The sequence below is a fragment of the Haloarcula sp. JP-L23 genome (genome assembly GCF_011602445.1).
In the GTDB taxonomy this organism is placed as follows: Archaea; Halobacteriota; Halobacteria; order Halobacteriales; family Haloarculaceae; genus Haloarcula; species Haloarcula pellucida.
Window position 1 is genome coordinate 994645 of record NZ_CP050014.1, and the last position, 19144, is coordinate 1013788.

Consider the following 19144-nt stretch of genomic DNA (forward strand, 5'->3'; position numbering starts at 1 on the left):
GAACGGGAGGCCGCTCGGGTGTCCTACCACCCGTCACCGTGGCCCGTCGTTGAAACAACCGATATGGGAGCCGTCCTATACGCACGTACAACAGGACGACCGTGTTAACACATTAGCAATCGTTGCTAATGAGAGTTCGGGTTCGTTCTGTTTTCGGCGGCTCCGGTCTCGCCGGCCTAACCGGCCCATCACCGGACTATGGAAAGCAAAAACGATGGACTGATCATAGCGGATCGCCCCGAAGAAACGACTCTCACCGAGCGAGGTGCCGGCCGATGATAGAGCGGTTCGGCCACGACAAGATTCGACTCGTCAAGTGTCCCGCTTGTGGGGTCGACCTACGTGACAAGAAGGCCTCCTTCCACGTCGAGAGCCACACGCCGAACGACTTCGGACTGTCACCGCAGGGGGTGATTCAATGACGGCGAAGAGAGCAGACGGGGACCAGTTCGTTCAGGAGAACAAGGAGACGCTCGTTCGTATCCTCAAGCACGGAAACGACGAGTTCGTCCGCGCACTTGCACTGAGTGCGCTGGTCCGGTACGGAAACGAACCGCTCCTCCACGACGTTGAAGCGGAGATCGAGCGCGCCAAGGAGGAGGTGTAGCCGTGTCTGTTTCAGTTGCCGCCGGCACTCGCGAACTCCCGTGCTTCACGGAGGAGTTCGGGGTTCTCGTCGCCGAGTTCGATGAACCGCTCGACGTTTTCGAGATTGCCGAGAAGCTCGGGATCGTCGCGAGCGATTCGGAGCAGCTCGGCACGGGTCTCTCGTTGGTCCGCTTCCAGCTCTTCGACCGCTGCGGTGTCCATCGCCTGACTACACCAGACACAGGTGGGTTCGTCACGAGGGGTTTCGTTCCGGCATCGTGGGCACGTCACCGGCGCAATTGGGTCGGACTCGTCTTCCTCGACGTCGACGCCGTGGGCCTGCGCGATAGCGCGGTCGTTAGCGTCACCGAAGACAGCGACATAGCGAGAGGCGACCTTCGAGCCGCGGTCCCAGCCGTGATGGTCCTCGATGTGGGCCTGATTCACGCCGTCGGAAGCGAGGTAGGACGCCGACGACTTCCGCATCCGGGTGAACGTCACGTCGGCGTGCGTGATGCCAGCCTTCCGGGCGTGCTTCTTGAGAATCTTGAGCTTCATCTGGTAGCTGATGTCCTCGGGCTTGCTCAGTTTGGACCAGAGCGGGGCCTCTGGCTGGTTCTTGCCCGGATGGACGCTCAGCCACTGCTGGAGGAAAGGGACGGCGGTCGTGAGGATGACCGACCGCTCGCCCTTCTTCCCGTCGACGGAGATACGCAGGCCGTATTTGTGGTCAGAAACGTCTCCGACGGAGAGGTTCCGGATTTCCCCGCTACGGGCTCCAGAGTCCCAGGCGACGGCGATGAGCGCCTTGTCTCGGGCGTGGCGGCACTCTTCGAGCATGGGCTTGATATGTTCGTCCCACCAGAGCATCTTCGCCGGGTTCGGCATGGGGTTGTAGTCCTTCGACGTGGTCGCGGAGACCCACGCGATACTGTCGGGAATCTCGTCGCCGTCGCTGACGTGCTTCCCGAACATTCGCAGCGCGACTCGGTAATCCCGGTTGGACTCTTCGTTGTCGTAGGTGTCGTGAATCCAGCGGACGATGTCCTCGGCCGCCCGCTTGTCGTCGAGGGCGTCAGCCAGTCCACCGACTTCCTCGGCGATGCGTACACAATGCCTGAGGAGCTTCTCACGGCGCTCCTTGCCGTACTGACTCCCGAGCAGGGCCAGTCGGTTGTCGAAGGCCTGCAGTACGTCTCGGTTGTCTCCACTCATCTCCTCGGCGCGCTCAATGCGGCCCTGCAGATTCTCGATGCGACGATCTGCGTTTCTCGTCATCTACATGGGGGGATGTCATACCGGCATGTAAACCACCAGTTGAGGTCCGGGAGGCGGCATTTTCCTGCGAACGAAGTGAGCAGTGACAATCTTCCCGACCGCGATTTGAACCAGACGAGTCACAGCCCGCGCAGCGAAGCGAGCAGGACTGTCTCGGCGTGGTTCACAATCCGGGAGGCGGCATACCCGTTTTCTTCGATTCTCATTCGAGAAGCTACCGTACTCGACTGAATACCGGGCTGTCCCCCCGTTTCCGCGAGCGGAGAGCAGTTCGTGCGGTGTGTGGGTCCGGATAGTCTCGGCCTCTCACCGGGCGTGTCACAGCGAACCCCGTCTTTATTGGGGCTGGCTGACACTATCGCGTATGGTTCCGTCACAACCACAGAACGGCCTCGCCGACACGCTAGAGAGTGGTGACGTCGCGCTGGGTCTGCTGGACAACACGTATAGCTCGACGCTCGTGGAGTTCTGCGGCGACCTCGGGCTCGATTTCGTCTGGCTCGACTTAGAACACGGCGGGCCGGACCCGTGGGACGCGGCCGCGATGGAGGACCTGCTCCGTGCGGCCGAACGGACGGGTATCGAACTCCTCGTTCGGTTGCCCGATACGGACCCGACGCTGGTCCGGAAGGTGCTGGACCTCGGCGTCAGGAACGTCTTCTTACCGCGCGTCGAGACGGCTGCGGAGGTCCGCGAAGCCGTCGAATCGGCACGGTTCCGGTACGACGGCGGGCCGGGGAAGCGGGGGCTGGGCGCGCCGCGGGCCCGTCGCTGGGGGCTGGCCGATGACTACGCCGCCACCGAAGACGCGGAGACGCTCGTCGGAACGACCGTCGAGACCGAGGCCGCCGTCGACGACCTCTCGGAGATACTCGATGTCCCCGAACTGGGGTTCGTCTTCGTCGGGCCGCTTGACCTCTCCGTGTCACTTGGGCACCCCGGCGAACTCGACCACCCGGACGTACAGGACGCCGTCGAGAGGGTCCGTGCGGCTGCCATCGACGCGGGGGTCCCGGTCGGCGGCCTCGGCTTCGGGATGGACGACGTCAACGAGAAGGTGGCCGACGGCTACCAGCTACTGAACCTCGGGAGCACCACCGGTGCGCTCAAACAGACCGTAGACGGGTGGTTCGATGCGTACGAGGGGGAGCGTCCGAGACGGGCCTGACCGACCGGTCGTCTCAGCCGTCGCCGCTCGACGACCGCTCGAGGTCGGCGTGGGGTCGGTGAATGATGTCTCGGCGAGCGACAGGAGTTTCGGGTCCCCTCCCGGTCACGGGTCACTGGCGTGTTCCCGGTCGGCGCGAACCGCCGACTGGCGTCGGCTGGTCGGATGCCCGCCGCTCGCCGTGACCGGTTCCATGCGATTCTCTCGTCAACAGCGAGCACACTGTTTTCGCGACCGTGTCGGTTATTTTTGCACTCTCGACACGCCCACGAAGACGTTCTCGATACGGTCACAACGCGCGTCGGGTACCGATTAGTCGGCAAATAAGCAACCCATACCACGGAGTAAGGGGCGACATGGCAGACTCGAAATTGGGAGTGGAGACGTCACGTAGGGCTAGTGCGACGGTGGTCATAGTCGGACTCGTCGTCGGTGCCCTCCTCCTCGCGGCCGGTGGTATCGTCGCCGTCGGCTTCGGTCCGTTCGGTGGTGGGGACGACACCCAGACCCAGCCCACCGCGACACCGAACGAGGCCACGCCGGGCGAGAACCACGTCCGACCGTTCACCATCGACGTTCGGAACATCGAGACGTGCGGCAATACGTGCCGGGACGTCACGGTCAAGATAACGAACAACGGCGGAAACCCGCGTGAGAACATCTCGGTCACGACGACCATCTACACGGGGAACAGTTCGGTCTGGGAGGGCGAGGAGTCCGTGGGGACGCTCGGTCCGGACGAGTCGTCGACCAAAACCAAGCGCATCGACGTCGGGTTCGTCGGTGGGGGGAAGATAAAGCAGAACGACGGCAAGATACTGATCGAGACAGTCGTTCACTGGGACGGCGGGTCGGCGACGTTCAGCGAGCGACGCGACGTCGCCTGACTGCTGTCACACGAGGGGGCCACGCGCACCGGGCCCGGCGGTGTTGTGGCCTCCGTTAATTTCGTTTTAATCGTCACGCTCGAATTTATCCATCCGATAGGCGATAGCAACCCGGGCTTGCCGTCGGTAATACGCACCCCGACCGTTCGGTCTCTGCCATTGCAACTGCGTCGTCGATTCAGCTGTCAGCACACCGAGTGACGGTCGTGGCTGCGGCGTGACGAAAAGCGGCTACGACGCGTCCTCGTCGCTCTCGACGTCGATGTGGTGGGCCTCTCGTTCGGACTGGTCGTCGCTGCCCAGCAGTTTCTTTCGCACGTCGTCGGCGAACGATTCCACCTGATTCCGGAGGGTGCCGACCTCCTGTTCGAACTCTTCGACCGACCGCTCGACGTAGTGGACCCGCTCTCGCGGAATCCGACGGACGACGTCACGGTCGGCGTCCTCGTCGGTCTTGAGTATCCAGTGGTCCTGAAAGTACGCGACGTGTTCGTTCTGGACGACCCGTTCGACGGTGCCGTCCTCGGGCGTTTCGTACACTATCGTCGCCGTGCCGAGGTCGTCGTCGACCATGTCTCGTGTCTGGGGCCGACACCGGTTATGTCCTGTGCCTGACGACGAATAAACTTTCAACCGGTGGTTGTTTCTCCCTTCGAAGCCCCCTTCCAGTGTCCCCCTGTATGGCCTGCGATGCCAGCGACGAACCGCGTCTATCGGTTGGCGCACAGACCCGAGGGAACACCGACTCACGACGCCTTCGAACGCTCCGAGGAGTCCGTCCCGGACCCCGGCCCGGGCGAGGCACTCGTCCGGACGCTGTATCTCTCTGTCGACCCCTATATGCGTGACCGGATGCGCGCAGGCGAGTCGTACGCCGAGCCGTGGGACGTGGGCGACGCGCTCCGCGGGGCCGTCGTCGGCGAAGTCGTCGAATCCAACGGTGCGGGGTTCGAAGTCGGCGACGTGGTCACCGGCGAACTCGAATGGGCAGACTACGCCACCGCGCCGGGGACGGAACTGACGCAGGTCGACCCCGACGTCGCCCCGCTCTCGACGCGACTGGGTGTCCTCGGGATGCCCGGCCTGACCGCGTACTTCGGCACGCGCGAGGTGGCCCAGCCGTCGGCTGGCGACACGTTCGTCGTCACCGGCGCGGCGGGTGCGGTGGGGTCTGTCGCCGGCCAACTCGCCAAACTGCAGGGCGCCCACGTCGTCGGCTTCACCGGGTCCGACGAGAAGGTCGCGTTCGTCGAGGACGAACTGGGCTTCGACGTCGGTATCAACTACGAGACGACCGGGGACTACCGGACGGCGCTGGACGAGGCCGCGCCGGGCGGCGTCGACGCCTACTTCGACAACGTCGGCGGCGAGATAACCGACGCCGTGTTCACGCGGCTGAACGTCGACGCGTCCGTCGCCGTCTGCGGACAGATCTCGATGTACAACGACGAGGAACCGCCCGCCGGACCGCGGAAACTCGGGCAACTCATCCAGACGCGAGCTACCGTCGAAGGCTTTCTCGTGCGCGACTTCGAGCCGCGATTCGAGCAGGCGGCCAAACAACTCGGCCGGTGGGTCGGGGCCGGCGACATCGACTATCGCGAGACGATTACCGAGGGTCTGGAGAACGCCCCCGACGCTTTCCTCGGCCTGTTCGAGGGAGAGAACATCGGGAAGCAACTCGTGCGGGTGGCCGAACGCGAGACCGGTCAGTAGTCGTAGACTGCGGCGGCGATACCGGCCGTCTGTCCGACGTTCGTCAGCGCGAGTCCGGCGAGGACGAACGCCGAGAGCGGCGCGAGGACGCCGACGGTGTACGCGACGGCACCGCCGGCGCTCAGGGCCGCGCCGACGGTGTAGATGCGCGGGTGCCGGTCGATGTGCAGACCCGTGTACGCGAGGCCGGCCGCGGGGACGAGCATCCACCCGACGACGGTCGCGGTCAACAGCGGGTCGAGCGTCGGGTCGGCCAGCAGGCCGGCGGTCCCGACGAGCGTGACGACGAGGCCGACCAGCAGGACCCGTCGCCACGCCAGCAGGATGCCGTCGGTCATTTCGCGCCACGAGAGGCCGGTGAACGCGGCGATGATCGCGTCCATGACGAGATGTGCGATGAGGACGGTCCGGAGTGTCAACAGGTCCAGATGGGCCGCAGTGGCGAACGTCCACGCCAGCGGCACCAGCACCACCGGCCCGTTCTCCCGAAGTCGACGAAGCATATCCGAGGGTCGGGGCCGACCCACAAGAACGGTCTGCCTACGTGACCCGCTTGAGTTCGACGACGAAGTGGGCGCCTCCGTCCTCGTCGGCCAACCAGATGTCGCCGTCGAACCGCTCGACTAGCGTCTCGACGAGGTAGAGCCCACCAGGTGTCTCGCCCGCGCAGGGGGAGAAAACGTTCTCGCGCTGGGCCGGCGGTATGCCGGGTCCGTCGTCGACGACGTGGAGTCGGACCGTCTCGCCGCTCCGCTCGATGGTGACCTCGACGGTGGGGTGGTCGTCGTTGTGTTCGATGGCGTTCTCTACGAGGTTCTTTACGACTGGGCGGACCGCCTCGTTCGCGTAGACGACCGCGTTGTCCGGCGAGTCGACGGTAATCGTCGCGTCGTAGGTGGCCCGAGCGCCGTCGACGACGTCCGCAACGACGCCGACGAGGTCGATGTGTTCGAACGCCGATCCGGTCGAGAGTGTCGCCGCGACCGCGCCGGCGTTGTCCACCAGTTGGGCTATCTCCGCGACCTGTTCGCGGATGGCGCGTGCGGCCGCCCGCGTCGATTCGTCGTCAGCGTCGGTCGCCAACAGCCCCGCGCGGCCGTCGATGACGGTCAGACTGTTCGTGATGTCGTGACGCAGGAGGTCGTTGACGAACGTCAGGGTGTGTATCGCTCTGGCCGCGCGGTCTGCGTCTTGGCGTGCCTGACTCGCGAAGTAGCCGGCGACGGCGCCCGCGACAGCGCCCGTGTCGGCGGCCAGCAACATGATGAACACCGGTTCGGCGACGATTCGCCCCTCGGCCTCGCGGATGAAGATACTCAGGCCGATGACGACCGCAAACAGCAGGCAGCTGGCCAGACTCCAGACGAACACCGTCCAGATTCGCCCCATCGGGAGGTCGGCCCGGACGAGGCGGTAACTGCCGTATACGAGCGTCAGCGGAACGAGTCCGTCGAGCGCGAACGAGACGACCGGCCCGTTCAGCACGCTCTGGGAACTCGTCTCGAAGCCGAGATGCCACACTGCGGCGACCCCGTACAGCACGACGCCCAGACCAGCGAGTAGCCACGGTGCAGTCTGGTATACCCCCCTCCGGTCCATACCCGACGTAACCTCAGGAATCCTATAGTTGTTGTGAACGATCGGCGCCGCTCGGCGTCGATATCCCGCGCCCTCGATGGTTAGACCCGCTGTTTAGCGCCGTCGGTGGCCGTACCGGAACTGTTATCCGTGGCCCCGGTCACTCTTCGAGTGCAATGGCGAAAGGAACGGTTGATTTCTTCAACGACACTGGCGGTTACGGTTTTATCGAAACTGAGGACGCGGACGAGGACGTTTTCTTCCACATGGAGGACGTTGGCGGTCCGGACCTCGAAGAAGGACAGGAACTCGAATTCGACATCGAAGAAGCAGACAAGGGTCCGCGAGCGACCAACGTTACACGGCTCTAACAATGGCGAAAGGCAAAGTCGATTTCTTCAACGACACGGGCGGGTACGGTTTCATCGAGACGGACGATGCAGACGAGGACGTTTTCTTCCACATGGAAGACGTCGGCGGCCCTGACCTCGAAGAGGGGCAGGAAGTCGAGTTCGACATCGAGCAAGCGGACAAGGGTCCGCGAGCGACCAACGTTACACGGCTCTAACAATGGCGAAAGGCAAAGTCGATTTCTTCAACGACACGGGCGGGTACGGTTTCATCGAGACGGACGACGCTGACGAGGACGTTTTCTTCCACATGGAAGACGTCGGCGGCCCTGACCTCGAAGAAGGACAGGAAGTCGAGTTCGACATCGAGCAAGCGGACAAGGGTCCGCGAGCGACGAACCTCGAACGACTGTAAGACGGGTTCTGTCTTCAGTCAGCACTACGCTCGTTCGTGAGCGGCCGCTCCGGCGGTCGAACGTCGCCGGCTACGACTCGGTGAGCGGCGCTGCCGACCGATAGACGAGTGCCATCGGCAGTCCCGCCGTGTCCGTCGGCGGGTCCGCCGGCAGGGTCCGAAGCTTTCCCTCACCCGGCCGGACGGTGTAGGCAAGCACCACGGCGTCGAGGACGTCGGCGACTGCCACGTCGTGGCCAGCGGTCGCCTCGGCGGCTTTCTGGACCAGCGGTGGGGCATCGCGGTCGTAGTGTGCCAGCGTCCGCATCCGTTCGGCGTACCCGCCGGCGGTCTCCCGGTCGTCTTCCAGTGGCTCGCCGGCGAACGCGCGGAAACAGACCTCGGGATGACTCTCACGGACGACAGCGGCGGCCTCGGGCACCTCTCGGAGGAGTTCGTCACACATCGCGATGCCCTCTCTGGCCTCGAAGGCCGCCTCCGAGAGGGGGGCACCGCTCTTGCGCTCGTGGACGCGGTTTGCCGTTGAGTACCGCCGTTTCCGTGTCGCCTCTCGCACCGGCGGGTCGAAGACGGCGGCTCGCCGTGGCCCGAGTACCGACCGCGCGAGGGCGTCACAGCGCCGGACGGGGTCGCCGGACTCCACGAGACCGACGGGGACGTCGACCAGTATCTGACTGGCCGTCTCCTCGTAGCGGCTCCAGCAGTCCCCGATGCCCTCGAACACTGCGGTGTGGTCGTAGCCGTCGGCGTCGAACGCGACGGCCAGCCACGACTCCCCGCTCCAGTGGACGCCGACGTGCAGTTGCCCAGCCATCGGTGGGTATCGGTGATGGGGGCACAAAGGTCTGACCCGCTTGTGTCGGGTGGCTCACTCCTCGGATCCGACGAACACCGTCCGCAGACGCGCCCCGCAGTGGGGACAGCACAGGGTCTGCCACCCGTCCAAGTCGCCGAACGTCCCCGACACGTCGGCCTCGGCGCGGGAGACCGTTCGCCCGCAGGTGTCGCAGTCGAACCGTGCGTCGGTCATCGATCGGATTAGGCCGTCGCCGGTGAAAAGCGACCCGCCCGGAAGCGTTTTTCCGCCTCGCGACTGAGAGAGTCGCCATGGACGGCGTCGTACTGGCTGCTGGCGAGGGGACACGGATGCGCCCGCTCACGGCTGACCGGCCGAAGGGACTCGTCGATGTCGCGGGGCAGCCGCTCGTCTCGTACGCCTTCGATGCGCTGGTGTCGGTCGGCGTGGACCGGCTGGTGGTCGTCGTCGGCTACCGTGGCGCGGACGTGGTCGACCACTACGGCGACAGCTATCGCGGGACGCCCATCGCGTACGTCCGGCAGGACGAGCGACTGGGCACCGCTCACGCGCTGCAACAGGCGCTGTCGGTGGCCGACCCGCCACTGGTCGTGATGAACGGCGACAACGTCTGCCGGGCGAACCTCGACGCGGTGGTCCAGCGCCACAGTGTGACCGACGCGGCCGCGACGCTGCTGGTCGAATCCGTCTCGCGAGAGCAGGCCCGGCAGACCGGCGTCGTCGAGACGGAGGCCGAGGGGCGCGTCACCGGCCTCGTCGAGAAACCCGACGACCCGCCGTCGACGCTGGTCACGCGGGGGTTCTACGCCTTCGACGACGCCATCGGCCCCGCTATCGACGAGGTCGCGCCGTCGGCCCGCGGCGAGTACGAACTGGCCGACGCCATCGACCGCCTCGTCCGGACGGGTCACCGCGTCGAGACCGTCGAACTGGAGGGGTGGTGTCGGAACGTCAACGACCCCGAGGACCGCGCGGCAGTGACCGACCGGTTGCCGTAGCAGTCGCTCGGGGAGCGAGAGAACGGAGAGTGAGGGTTGTGTGGCCGGGTTACCCTTCCATCCCGCTGAACGACAGACCACCTTCGATGTACCGCTGTGCGAAGAGGTACACGAGCATGATGGGCGTCGCGAAGGTGAGCGCGAAGGCGGAGAAGCGCGCCCACGGAATGGAGTACTCGCCGACCAGCGAGTACAGGCCGACTGGGAGGGTGTAGTTCTCCGTCCCCAGCAGCGTCTGGGCGACGACGAACTCGGTCCACCCGGTCAGGAAGATGAAGATGAACACCGTCGCCAGTCCGGCGGCGGACATCGGGAGGATAACCTCCGTGACCACGCGCCACGGCGGCGCGCCGTCGACGACGGCGGCCTCCTCGTAGGAGACCGGGATGCCGTCCATGTAGGTCTTCAGCAGCCACGTGTTGAACGGCACGGCCGTCGCGGCGTAGTACACCGCCAGTGCCAGTTTGCTGTCGTTGATGCCGAACTGCACGTAGATGGCGTACATCCCGATGAGCAGGGCGACGCCGAGGCCGCCACCGACCTGCGTCATCAGCACGTAGAGGAACAGCACCTTCCGGCGCAGGAGGAACTCCTGCCGGGAGAGCGCGTACGCCGCCGGGATGATGAGCGACATCGCGATGAGCACCGTCGGGATGGCGACGGTGACGCTGTTCCAGAGGAACGTCTTGAAGCTCGACGGCCGGTCGATGCCGTAGTTCGCGGCGTCGAGTATCGTGATTTCCGGCGTGTTGAACACGACGGCGAGGTCGGTCAGCGGGACGCTGAGAGAGATGGCGTACCCCGGGACGATGAGGTCGCCGATTACCCAGATGAACGGTTTCAGGGTGGGCTTGGCCGGAACCAGCCTGAAACTCTCTGAGGTGTAAAGCGACGCCCCGCTGCCCGACAGCGCAGCCATCAGAATCCAGTAGATGGGAAAGAGGAGCGCGAGCACCATCACCGTCGCGAGTATCGTCGAGACGGCGACTTTCACGACTTCCGAGGCCGGCACTTCGCCGCGCTGGACGGCCTCTACGGTGTATTTCCAGTTCCGGAGCGTGTTGACGGGTGTCATCGCGACGTTCTTCGCGTCCTCCGAGAGCTTTCGTCCGATGTTGGCGAGGAGTCCCATCAGTCGTTCACCCCGTCAGCCAGCCGCCCTTTCTTGACGTTGAGCCACATGAACGCGCCGATGAAGACCAGCGCGACGATGCTGATGGCGGCCCCGCGGCCGTACTCTTGGAACTGGAGCGCTTCCCGGTAGCCGTAGACGATCAGCAGTTCGTTCGCCCGAGCGGGACCCCCCTCGTTGAAGACGAAGGGGATGAGGAACTGCTGGAACGACGCGGCCGAGGTCAGGATTGTCGCGAACAGTACCGGTCGTTTGATAGAGGGGAGCGTGACGTGGAGGAACCGGGAGACGAAGCCCGCGCCGTCGACGACGGCGGCCTCGTGGAGTTCCTCGGAGACGTCCTGCAGTGCGCTCACGGTGATGATGACCATGAACGGGTACGCGAGCCACGCTTCCGTGATGTTGTACGCCATGAACGCGGTCCAGCGACCCGAGAGCCACGCGACCGGTTCGAAGCCGAACCCGGTGAGGAACTGATTCATCAGTCCGAACTGCGCGGAACTGAAGATGCCCCGCCACACCGTGATGGTGAAGATGGGGGGCAGCCCCATCGGGAAGATGATGAACGAGCGCAGGAACCGCTTCCCACGGACGAGGTCGCTGGTGACCACCAGCGCGATGGAGAGGCTGGTGAGGATCTTCAGCACCACGCTCGTCGCCACGAACAGCCACGTGATACCGAAGGAGTTCCAGAACTGCGGGTCGGTTAGGATGTTGGCGTAGTTCTTGAGGCCGACGAACGTCGCGTCACCGAACGTCAGGATGGAGACGACGCCTTCGCCGGCAAAGAGGTTCGCCGGTTCGGCGTTGGTGAAGGATATCCCGACGAGGTAGACGACAGGAAACAGCATGAACGCCGAGAAGATGAACAGGCCGGGGAGCACCAGCAGTAGCGATGCGTCTCCACGACTGAGGAACGGCACCTTCTCGACGCGGTTCGCGACGCGTGTTGCCGTACTCATGTTGGTCAGGTCTTACTCCCAGTTGCTGCGGATCTGCTCTGCGGCTTTGTCGAGTGCCTTCTGTGCAGTGGCGTCGCCGTTGAACGCCGAGACGAGTGCGCTCTCGACCGGACCCCAGACGTCGCCCATGCGGGGGTCGCTGGGCATCGGGACGCCCTGCCCGGCGGACTCGGAGTACGCCTGCACCTCTGCGGGCAGGTCGCTGCTGCCGACGAGGCTGGAGAGCACCGGAATCGCGCCCTGTTCCTTGGCCAGACTGAGGAGGTGGTCCTCGTTGGTGACGAACCACTCGGCGAACTGTCGACCGGCCTTCGCGGCGGCGCCGCCGTCGGCCATCGGCTTGGCGAAGTACCAGACCGAGATGCCCGTGTAGGGGCTCGGCGTCCCGTCGCTCATCTCGGGGAAGCTGAAGACCTCGTAGTTGATGTCGTTGCTGTTGAGACCCGACAGCGACCACGGCCCGTTGATGGTGAACGCGGCGTTGCCCTCGGCGAAGGCGGCGGCCTGCGGTTCGTAGTTGGGGTCGTTCGGCATGTACGGCGCAAGGTTATCCAGCGCGAACTGCAGCCCGCGGACGGTCTCCTCGTTGTTGATGCCGAGTGGTTCCTCGGCGCTCGGGTCGAAGTAGTAGCCACCGAAGGCCTGGAGCCAGGCGCTCGTGAAGTATGGGTCGAAGGGGTAGGCAAGCCCGTACTGCCCGTTGTCCGGGTCGTGGTGTTCTTCCATCATCGAGACCATCTCGTCGACGGACTCGGGGACCGAGTCGACGATGTCCGTGTTGGCGACGGGGGTCACGGTTTCGGCGCCGTACGGGAGGCCGACGAGGTTGCCCTCGTACTGGACGGCGCTTTGGGCCGTCTCGGTGAACGTGTCGAGGCTGACCGACACCTCGTCGCTCTGGTCGACGACGAACCCCTGCTCGTAGGAGTTGCCGGCCCAGTCGTGGGCCCAGTCGAATATCTGCGGTCCCTCCCCGGCCGGGATGGCGCTTGACGTCTTCTTCTTGAGGTCTGAGATGTCTGCCCCGTCGATGGTGTGGTGGCTCTGCTCGTTGAACGTGCTAAGGACCTCTTCGCGGATCGCCAGTTCGCTCTCGCTGAGCGAGTACCAGGCCGTCGCCGTGCCGGCTGGCCCCTGACTGTCGGTGCTGCCGCCGGACTCGCCGTCGGACGAGCCGCTGCCGTCACCAGTGTCTTCCTGCACGCTACAGCCGGCGAGTGCCGCCGCGGCACCGACGCCACCGATGTGCTTGATGAGAGTTCTGCGGTCCATTGTCATGGATGGATAATGGATGAAATAGTCCTTCATAACTTAAATCATTCGGATGATAACGAACGATAATCATATACTGGCCGGGTGCTGTGGCTCTGTGAGAGACCGAGAGAACGGGAGTCGGTCACCGCGTCCGACGATGTGACAGCGGCTCACATCCATCGTAATCCTCCATGCACAAAAATACTACGAAATTGTTCCCCAAATGTATAAGCAGTCGGTTGGGTGTTTTCGCAACTCTTTCACTAGACGTCGAAATCAAGAGTAACAATGAAATACCGGGGTGGCAAGCGATGGCGTATGCACCACCCCGGTCCACCACGCTTCTGTACGGCCGACGAATCCGTCGAACTGGCACCACGACGACCAGACGTCGACGCCACGTTCACGTGGCGACTCGCGGACGCGCCCGACGACAGTTCTGTCTCACTCGGCGATGGTCCGGTCGTCCACCTCGAACCCGACGCGCCCGGAACCTATCGCGCCGAACTCGTCGCACCCGACGGGACACACACTCAGACCGTCAGGGCGTTTCCGGCCTCCGAACGCGAGACGGTCCGGTTCAGCGTCACCGCCGACGACGTCGTGGAGGGTGATCCCGACGACGTCGCGGACGCCGAGGAGTGTGTCGTCATGGGGCAGTTCAACGACTTCACGATGGGGTCCCACTGGGCCACCGAGGAGCGCGAAGGCGAGTGGGTCTTCGAGACGGACCTGCCGCCGGGGACTCACAGCGTCATCTTCGCGTTCGACGGTGAGTTCGATCCGTTCGCCGACGACGAGGTGACCGTCGACGGCGCGGGCCGGCCCCGCGTCGAACTGCAGGGCCGACGCGAGGGCGACACCGTCGTCGTCTCGGCAGACGCACGCGCGGCGCCCGAGGGCAGCGACCCCGACGTGGAGTTCCACCTCGACGACCGGGACGCTCTGGCCGACGCGGACGTGACCATCGCTGACGACGAACTGCGCGTCCCGGTCGAGTCGCTCCCCGTCCTCTCACGAATCCACGCCGTCGCCGTCGCCGAACAGCACAGCATCGCCGATACGCTGACCATCCACGCGGACGAGGACGTGACCTTCGAGCGACCCGCCGACGCCCCCGAGTGGGCGAGCGACGCTACGATCTACGAGATATTCGTCCGCGAGTTCGTCGGCGACATCGCCGAGACGTCCTTCGAAGAGATAGAGCGCCGGGTCCCCTACATCGAGTCGCTCGGCGTCGACGTGGTGTGGTTCACCCCCGTCGTCCAGAGTCCGACCCGGCACGGCTACCACATCACGGACCTGTTCGACACCGCAAACGACCTCGGCACGCGCGAGGAGTTCGCGTCGCTGGTCGACGCACTCCACGACGCCGGCATCCGCGTCGTCTTCGATTTGGTCATCAACCACACCTCACGTGACCACCCGTACTTCCAGTTCCACCGTTCGGGCGTCCCCGAGTACGCCGACCACTACGAGCGGATTCCCGAGTCCCGGAACGTCACCGGCGTCGACTGGGCCGGCGACGACGCCGCCGGCCTGTACTTCAACTGGACGAAGATACCCAACGTGAACTACGACTCGCTCGACGTCCGTCGGTGGATGCTCGACGTGGTCGACGAGTGGGCCGGCGAGGTCGACGGCTTCCGCTGTGACGTGGCGTGGGGCGTCCCCCACGGCTTCTGGAAAGAGGTTCGCGAACGGTTGAAAGCCGAGAACTCGGACTTTCTCCTGCTTGACGAGACGGTCCCCCGGGACCCGAGTTTCCGCGAGAACGAGTTCGACGTCCACTACGACACGGACTTCTACTTCACGCTGAGAGACGTCGGCAAGGGGGAAGAACCGGCGACGGCGCTGTTCGACGCCCTCGAAGCGTCGCCGCGGCGGGGGTACCCCGACCGCTCGGTCCACATGCGCTACGTCGAGAACCACGACGAGGACCGCTACCGAGACGAGTGCGGCGAGACGCCCCTGCGGGCCGCCGTCGGCGCGACGTTTACCGTCCCCGGCGCGCCGATGATCTACTACGGGCAGGAACGCGGCGTCGAGGACCAGCGCGGAACCATGCGGTGGCACGACGGCGACGCCGCCCTGACCGACTTTCACCGCCGCCTCGTCGCCCTCCGGGACGACCACGCCGCCCTCCGTGCGCCCGGCGTCGACCCGGCCGGATGGTCGGTCATAGAGGGCGACGCCGAGAAGGTGGTCGCCTACACCCGCTCGGACGGTGACGAGACGCTGGCCGTCGTGCTGAACTTCGCCGTCGAGGACGCGACGGTGGCGCTCGACGCGGACGTGACGGGCCACGACCTGCTCTCGGCGACGGACGTCACGACCGACGACGGTCTGCGGGTGGCCGACGTCGTCGTGACGCGGGTCGAGGGGTAACGAGACCGCGGATTCTGCCGTCGTCTGCTCGGTTTTCGGTGTCGGTCACTGCCTACCGGTCTTCTTCTACTGGCTTCCCGCCGGCCGCTCTGAAAAAAGTCTACGAAATTTTCCATCACAAATTCGAAGTTTTGGGGAACATTTATCATGCGGGACACATACACAGGGAGTAATGGCGAGTCTCGAACTGAAATCGCTTCGCAAGGAGTTCGACGGCGGATCTATCGTCGCGGTCGACGACCTGAACCTCGAAATCGAGGACGGGGAGTTCGTGACGGTGGTCGGACCGTCCGGGTGTGGGAAGTCGACGACGCTGCGGATGATAGCCGGACTGGAACGACCCACGAGCGGTCGCATCCACGTCGGCGGCACGGACATCACCGACGTCCACGCGCGCCACCGTGACGTGGCGATGGTGTTCCAGAACTACGCGCTGTACCCGCACAAGACCATCCAGCAGAACATGGCCTTCGGCCTCCGGATGAGCACCGACATGTCCGCCCAAGAGCGCGAGGAGAAGGTGTACGACGCCGCCGAGATGATGGGCATCGAAGACCTACTGGACGACACGCCCGGCGAACTCTCCGGCGGGCAGAAACAGCGCGTCGCGCTGGGTCGCGCCATCGTCCGCGAACCCGACGTGTTCCTCTTCGACGAACCGCTCTCGAACCTCGACGCGAAACTCCGGACGACGATGCGCACCGAGATCCAGCGCCTCCAGGAGGAACTGGGCATCACCTCGGTGTACGTCACCCACGATCAGGAGGAAGCGATGACGATGGGCGACCGCATCGTCATCCTCAACGACGGGGAACTCCAGCAGACTGGCAAACCCACGGACGTGTACCAGAACCCCACCAACCAGTTCGTCGCCGGGTTCGTCGGCTCGCCGTCGATGAACTTCGTCGACGTCGAGGCCGACCTCTTCGACGGCGGCGTCCGCCTCAACGGGGCCGACGGGAGCTTCTCCTATGACCTGACCTCGGGTCGGGCCAGCGCCTTCGGCGACATCGCCGGTGGTTCGTACGTACTGGGCATCCGCCCCGAACACGTCGCAGTCAGCGACGCTCCCGGGACCGACACCATCCCGTCGACGGTCGACGTCGTCGAACCCATCGGCAGCGACAACTACCTCTATCTCGACCTCGGCACGGAGTCCCGGTCGTTCGATACCGAAGACGCCCCGGACTTCATCGCCCGCGTTCCGGCCGACATCGAACCCGAAGTCGGCGACGTGATACAGATAGCCTTCGACGAGGACTCCGTCCATCTGTTCGACGTCGAGACGGGCAAGGCCGTCACGGCGGCCGACGCCGAACCGGTAACGCCGACCCAGTAACGACTCGCGGTTCTGCCGTCCGTACGCGACCTGCTCGGTCGTTCGAGTGCGTCGCTACCGCGAACCCTGTGGTCGCTGTACTTCTCCGCGAATTGTGCTACTGTTCTGTGGTTTCCTACACTCACCGCGCCGCTACGGCGGGCCGGGCCTTTCAGTCGCACCCCTCGTCCCTGCGCTACGGGTCATTCGTCTCCCGAGGTCTCTTGCGCTCGGGCCCTCGTTCACTCCGCTACTTCTGCCGTTTCGACCCGCAGTTCGTCCGCCTCGTCGAGGTGGGCGATGGTCGCCAGCCGAAGCGCGTGGGGCCACCCCAGCGGCGTCGCGGAGTCGGGCGTCCCGTCGTCGAACAGTTGCTCGGGGAGGTAGCCGCCCTGTCGGATGAGCGATCCGCCGGGGAGAATCTCGCCGAGCAAGTCACGCGACCAGTCGAAGGCGTCGGCCGCTCGGTCGTCGTCGCGGTCGCAGAGGAGGCTGCCGAGTTCGGCGGCCGCGTTCGCGCCCCACGCCGTCGAGACGGTCCACACCTTCTCGGCGCCCTGTCCGTGCTGTCGCCAGTCGTCTTCCTCGAACCGGACGAGACCACGGATGGCGTCCGTTTCGCGTTCGAGGCCGGAGAGCGTCGCCTCGACGTGGGTCACGAGGCGGTCGACCGTCTCGTCGGAGAGCGGCGCGACTTCGGCGTACTCGCGCATCGCGGCGGGCAGCGCCAACGACCCGGAGTCGAGGCGCTCGTCCAGTTCGCCCTCGTGTTCCCGCAGGGCGTAGTGCTCGCCGGTCCACAGGCGGTCGAGGCCCTCGAGGACGGTGTCGGCCTGTGCCCGCGCGTGGTCGCGGAGGTCGGTCGACACCGGTGCCCGGGCGACGGCGGCGTAGGCGTGGAGGAAGGTAGCGGCTGTGTGGACGAACCGACCCTGCATGTTCTCCCAGGCGTTCTGGCAGGCGATGGGGAGACCGTCGGCTTCCAGCGTGTCGTCTAAGCTCTCGACGGCCTGTTCGATGGCGGCCTCGATACGTTCGGGGTCGTCTGGCTCGCCGGTTCGCAGGAAGGTCGCGAGAAAGCCCGCGACGCTCCCGCTCTGGTCGGCCTGATAGTCCGTGTCCGCGCCGCTCTCGATGCGGGCGTTGGCCCACCCCGGTGCGAGCGTCTCGTCGCCGGGCCAGACGCGGTGTGGCCAACTCCCGTCGTCTAGTTGGGTCCGGCAGTAGAACTCGGCCGAGCGCTGGTGCCAGTGGGTCAGGTCGACGCCGAGGCTCTCGCTCCCGTCGAGCAGGAACCGGGAGATTTCGGCGTCGTCGCGGAACCACGTGTAGCCGTAGCCGCCGGAGGTGACGTAGAACGGGTCGAAGTCCGGGCCGGCGATGCGGGCGCCGTTCTCGGCCGATAGCATGGAGACGACGCGCAGGTCGTCGACGACCGTCTCGCGGTGAGCGGCCGTCTGTGGTACGGCCCACTCGCGCCGGTCCGCGCTCGCGCTGGCAAGCGCCGAGCCGTCGGCGTACTCGCCCGTGAGACTATCGAGCCTCGACAGGACGGTCTCGCGGTCGGTCTCGCCGCGCTCGGCGAGGAGGGTGACGAGGGTGACGCTGCCGTCCTCGAAGGGCGCGGTGACGAGCGCACCGGCCGTCATCACCTCGTCCTCGTAGCGCTCTTCGTCGGTCGTCCGCGGGAACTCCACGGGGTCGTCGTCGACGAGTTCCTCGAACCGTTCGGGAATCTGGCCGTGGACCGCCGACAGGTCGGTCGAGACGCCGACGTAGTCGTGTTCGCGGCGGTGGTAGGCCTCGACGGCGTCGTCGTGGACCAGCAGACTCGTCTGGCCCTCGCGGCCGTCCGGGGCGAACCGGACGTACGCTCGGAGGTCGAGGTCCGTCGGCGCGTCGCCGTCGAGTTCGAATCGCGTGACGTGCGCGCGGCCGAGCGTCAGGTCCTGCTGGACGACCTGCCACGCGCCCTCGTCGTGGACCGTCTCGACGACGCCCGTCTCACCGCGGTAGCGCTGGTCGGCGTCGCCGTCGAACCAGGTGTCGCCGACCCCGAAGCGAGATGCGTCGATGCCCGAGAGACCACTGAGCGGATAGGAGTAGTCCTGCAGTGAGCCGTCGGCGTCGACGTGCACGAGGCGGTCGTCCTGCCCGGCGAAGAGGCCTGTCGTAGAACGAAGTTCTCCGGGAAACTTCCGGTCTGCGTCCCGGTGGCGTTTGAAGTCGTCTAGCGATGTCCGGAGCGTCATTGCCACTAAGCAACACGTCCCCCACCATAAAATATGGTGTAAT

The 19144-nt window shown here is 65.3% G+C and carries 21 protein-coding genes; 11 read left to right on the top strand and 10 right to left on the bottom strand.

Annotation, left to right across the window (positions count from 1 at the left end; all coding sequences use genetic code 11):
* The first annotated feature begins 275 nt into the window (after positions 1 to 275).
* Both G9465_RS04995 and G9465_RS05000 read left to right on the top strand, forming a co-directional pair.
* Complete coding sequence (locus G9465_RS04995; RefSeq protein ID WP_166968103.1) at positions 276 to 422, top strand: hypothetical protein; 147 nt, start codon at positions 276 to 278, stop codon at positions 420 to 422.
* Positions 419 to 607, top strand: a complete 189-nt coding sequence (locus G9465_RS05000) for a hypothetical protein (RefSeq protein ID WP_166968105.1) — start codon at positions 419 to 421, stop codon at positions 605 to 607. The genes G9465_RS04995 and G9465_RS05000 overlap by 4 nt, the downstream gene beginning before the upstream one ends.
* 11 nt (positions 608 to 618) lie before the next feature.
* On the opposite strand, the gene G9465_RS05005 is transcribed toward G9465_RS05000, so the two are convergent.
* Positions 619 to 1866, bottom strand: coding sequence for a site-specific integrase (locus tag G9465_RS05005; RefSeq protein WP_166968107.1), 1248 nt, complete (start codon positions 1864 to 1866; stop codon positions 619 to 621).
* 364 nt (positions 1867 to 2230) lie between these two features.
* On the opposite strand from G9465_RS05005, the gene G9465_RS05010 reads away from it, so the two are divergent.
* Positions 2231 to 3034: an HpcH/HpaI aldolase/citrate lyase family protein gene (locus G9465_RS05010; RefSeq protein WP_166968109.1), complete on the top strand. Its 804-nt coding sequence runs from the start codon at positions 2231 to 2233 to the stop codon at positions 3032 to 3034.
* A 407-nt stretch (positions 3035 to 3441) separates the two neighbouring features.
* Positions 3442 to 3921 carry a hypothetical protein gene (locus G9465_RS05015; protein ID WP_166968112.1) on the top strand — a complete coding sequence of 160 codons (480 nt, stop codon included), beginning with the start codon at positions 3442 to 3444 and terminating at the stop codon, positions 3919 to 3921.
* 231 nt (positions 3922 to 4152) lie between these two features.
* On the opposite strand, the gene G9465_RS05020 is transcribed toward G9465_RS05015, so the two are convergent.
* Positions 4153 to 4494 (bottom strand): hypothetical protein, encoded by a 342-nt coding sequence (locus tag G9465_RS05020; protein ID WP_166968114.1) that lies wholly within the window; start codon positions 4492 to 4494, stop codon positions 4153 to 4155.
* A gap of 117 nt (positions 4495 to 4611) precedes the next feature.
* Here G9465_RS05020 and G9465_RS05025 point away from each other — a divergent pair, with 117 nt between their 5' ends.
* Positions 4612 to 5637, top strand: a complete 1026-nt coding sequence (locus G9465_RS05025; RefSeq protein ID WP_166968116.1) for an NADP-dependent oxidoreductase — start codon at positions 4612 to 4614, stop codon at positions 5635 to 5637.
* On the opposite strand, the gene G9465_RS05030 is transcribed toward G9465_RS05025, so the two are convergent.
* Positions 5631 to 6140: a hypothetical protein gene (locus G9465_RS05030; protein ID WP_166968118.1), complete on the bottom strand. Its 510-nt coding sequence runs from the start codon at positions 6138 to 6140 to the stop codon at positions 5631 to 5633. The two genes, G9465_RS05025 and G9465_RS05030, sit on opposite strands and share 7 nt — an antisense overlap.
* A 37-nt stretch (positions 6141 to 6177) precedes the next feature.
* Positions 6178 to 7236, bottom strand: a complete 1059-nt coding sequence (locus tag G9465_RS05035) for an ATP-binding protein (RefSeq protein ID WP_166968120.1) — start codon at positions 7234 to 7236, stop codon at positions 6178 to 6180.
* A 155-nt stretch (positions 7237 to 7391) separates the two neighbouring features.
* On the opposite strand from G9465_RS05035, the gene G9465_RS05040 reads away from it, so the two are divergent.
* Genes G9465_RS05040 through G9465_RS05050 form a run of 3 tightly spaced genes read left to right on the top strand, consistent with a single transcriptional unit; the run spans position 7392 to position 7980 of the window.
* Complete coding sequence (locus tag G9465_RS05040) at positions 7392 to 7586, top strand: cold-shock protein (protein WP_166968122.1); 195 nt, start codon at positions 7392 to 7394, stop codon at positions 7584 to 7586.
* A gap of 2 nt (positions 7587 to 7588) precedes the next feature.
* On the top strand, positions 7589 to 7783 hold the full coding sequence (locus G9465_RS05045; protein WP_166968124.1) for a cold-shock protein: 195 nt from the start codon (positions 7589 to 7591) through the stop codon (positions 7781 to 7783).
* 2 nt (positions 7784 to 7785) lie between these two features.
* Positions 7786 to 7980: a cold-shock protein gene (locus G9465_RS05050; RefSeq protein WP_166968126.1), complete on the top strand. Its 195-nt coding sequence runs from the start codon at positions 7786 to 7788 to the stop codon at positions 7978 to 7980.
* A 70-nt stretch (positions 7981 to 8050) separates the two neighbouring features.
* On the opposite strand, the gene G9465_RS05055 is transcribed toward G9465_RS05050, so the two are convergent.
* Complete coding sequence (locus G9465_RS05055) at positions 8051 to 8794, bottom strand: DUF429 domain-containing protein (protein ID WP_166968128.1); 744 nt, start codon at positions 8792 to 8794, stop codon at positions 8051 to 8053.
* Between the two features lie 54 nt (positions 8795 to 8848).
* Complete coding sequence (locus G9465_RS05060) at positions 8849 to 9010, bottom strand: hypothetical protein (protein ID WP_166968129.1); 162 nt, start codon at positions 9008 to 9010, stop codon at positions 8849 to 8851.
* Positions 9011 to 9087: 77 nt separating this feature from the next.
* Between G9465_RS05060 and G9465_RS05065 the strand changes: the two genes are divergently transcribed.
* Positions 9088 to 9795: a sugar phosphate nucleotidyltransferase gene (locus tag G9465_RS05065; RefSeq protein ID WP_166968130.1), complete on the top strand. Its 708-nt coding sequence runs from the start codon at positions 9088 to 9090 to the stop codon at positions 9793 to 9795.
* A 49-nt stretch (positions 9796 to 9844) separates the two neighbouring features.
* On the opposite strand, the gene G9465_RS05070 is transcribed toward G9465_RS05065, so the two are convergent.
* From G9465_RS05070 to G9465_RS05080, 3 genes are read right to left on the bottom strand one after another with little or no spacing between them, the layout of a single operon-like run.
* Positions 9845 to 10927: a sugar ABC transporter permease gene (locus G9465_RS05070; protein WP_166968131.1), complete on the bottom strand. Its 1083-nt coding sequence runs from the start codon at positions 10925 to 10927 to the stop codon at positions 9845 to 9847.
* A complete protein-coding gene (locus G9465_RS05075; protein ID WP_166968132.1) occupies positions 10927 to 11889 on the bottom strand; it encodes a carbohydrate ABC transporter permease in 963 nt (320 codons plus the stop codon). The genes G9465_RS05070 and G9465_RS05075 overlap by 1 nt, the downstream gene beginning before the upstream one ends.
* 12 nt (positions 11890 to 11901) lie before the next feature.
* Entirely contained in the window at positions 11902 to 13167 is a 1266-nt protein-coding gene (locus tag G9465_RS05080; protein WP_193571734.1) for an extracellular solute-binding protein, read from the bottom strand.
* Between the two features lie 294 nt (positions 13168 to 13461).
* Between G9465_RS05080 and G9465_RS05085 the strand changes: the two genes are divergently transcribed.
* Positions 13462 to 15531: an alpha-amylase family glycosyl hydrolase gene (locus tag G9465_RS05085; RefSeq protein WP_166968134.1), complete on the top strand. Its 2070-nt coding sequence runs from the start codon at positions 13462 to 13464 to the stop codon at positions 15529 to 15531.
* 172 nt (positions 15532 to 15703) lie between these two features.
* Positions 15704 to 16870, top strand: coding sequence for an ABC transporter ATP-binding protein (locus G9465_RS05090; protein ID WP_166968135.1), 1167 nt, complete (start codon positions 15704 to 15706; stop codon positions 16868 to 16870).
* 221 nt (positions 16871 to 17091) lie between these two features.
* On the opposite strand, the gene G9465_RS05095 is transcribed toward G9465_RS05090, so the two are convergent.
* On the bottom strand, positions 17092 to 19101 hold the full coding sequence (locus tag G9465_RS05095) for a glycoside hydrolase family 15 protein (protein ID WP_166968136.1): 2010 nt from the start codon (positions 19099 to 19101) through the stop codon (positions 17092 to 17094).
* Positions 19102 to 19144: the final 43 nt, after the last annotated feature.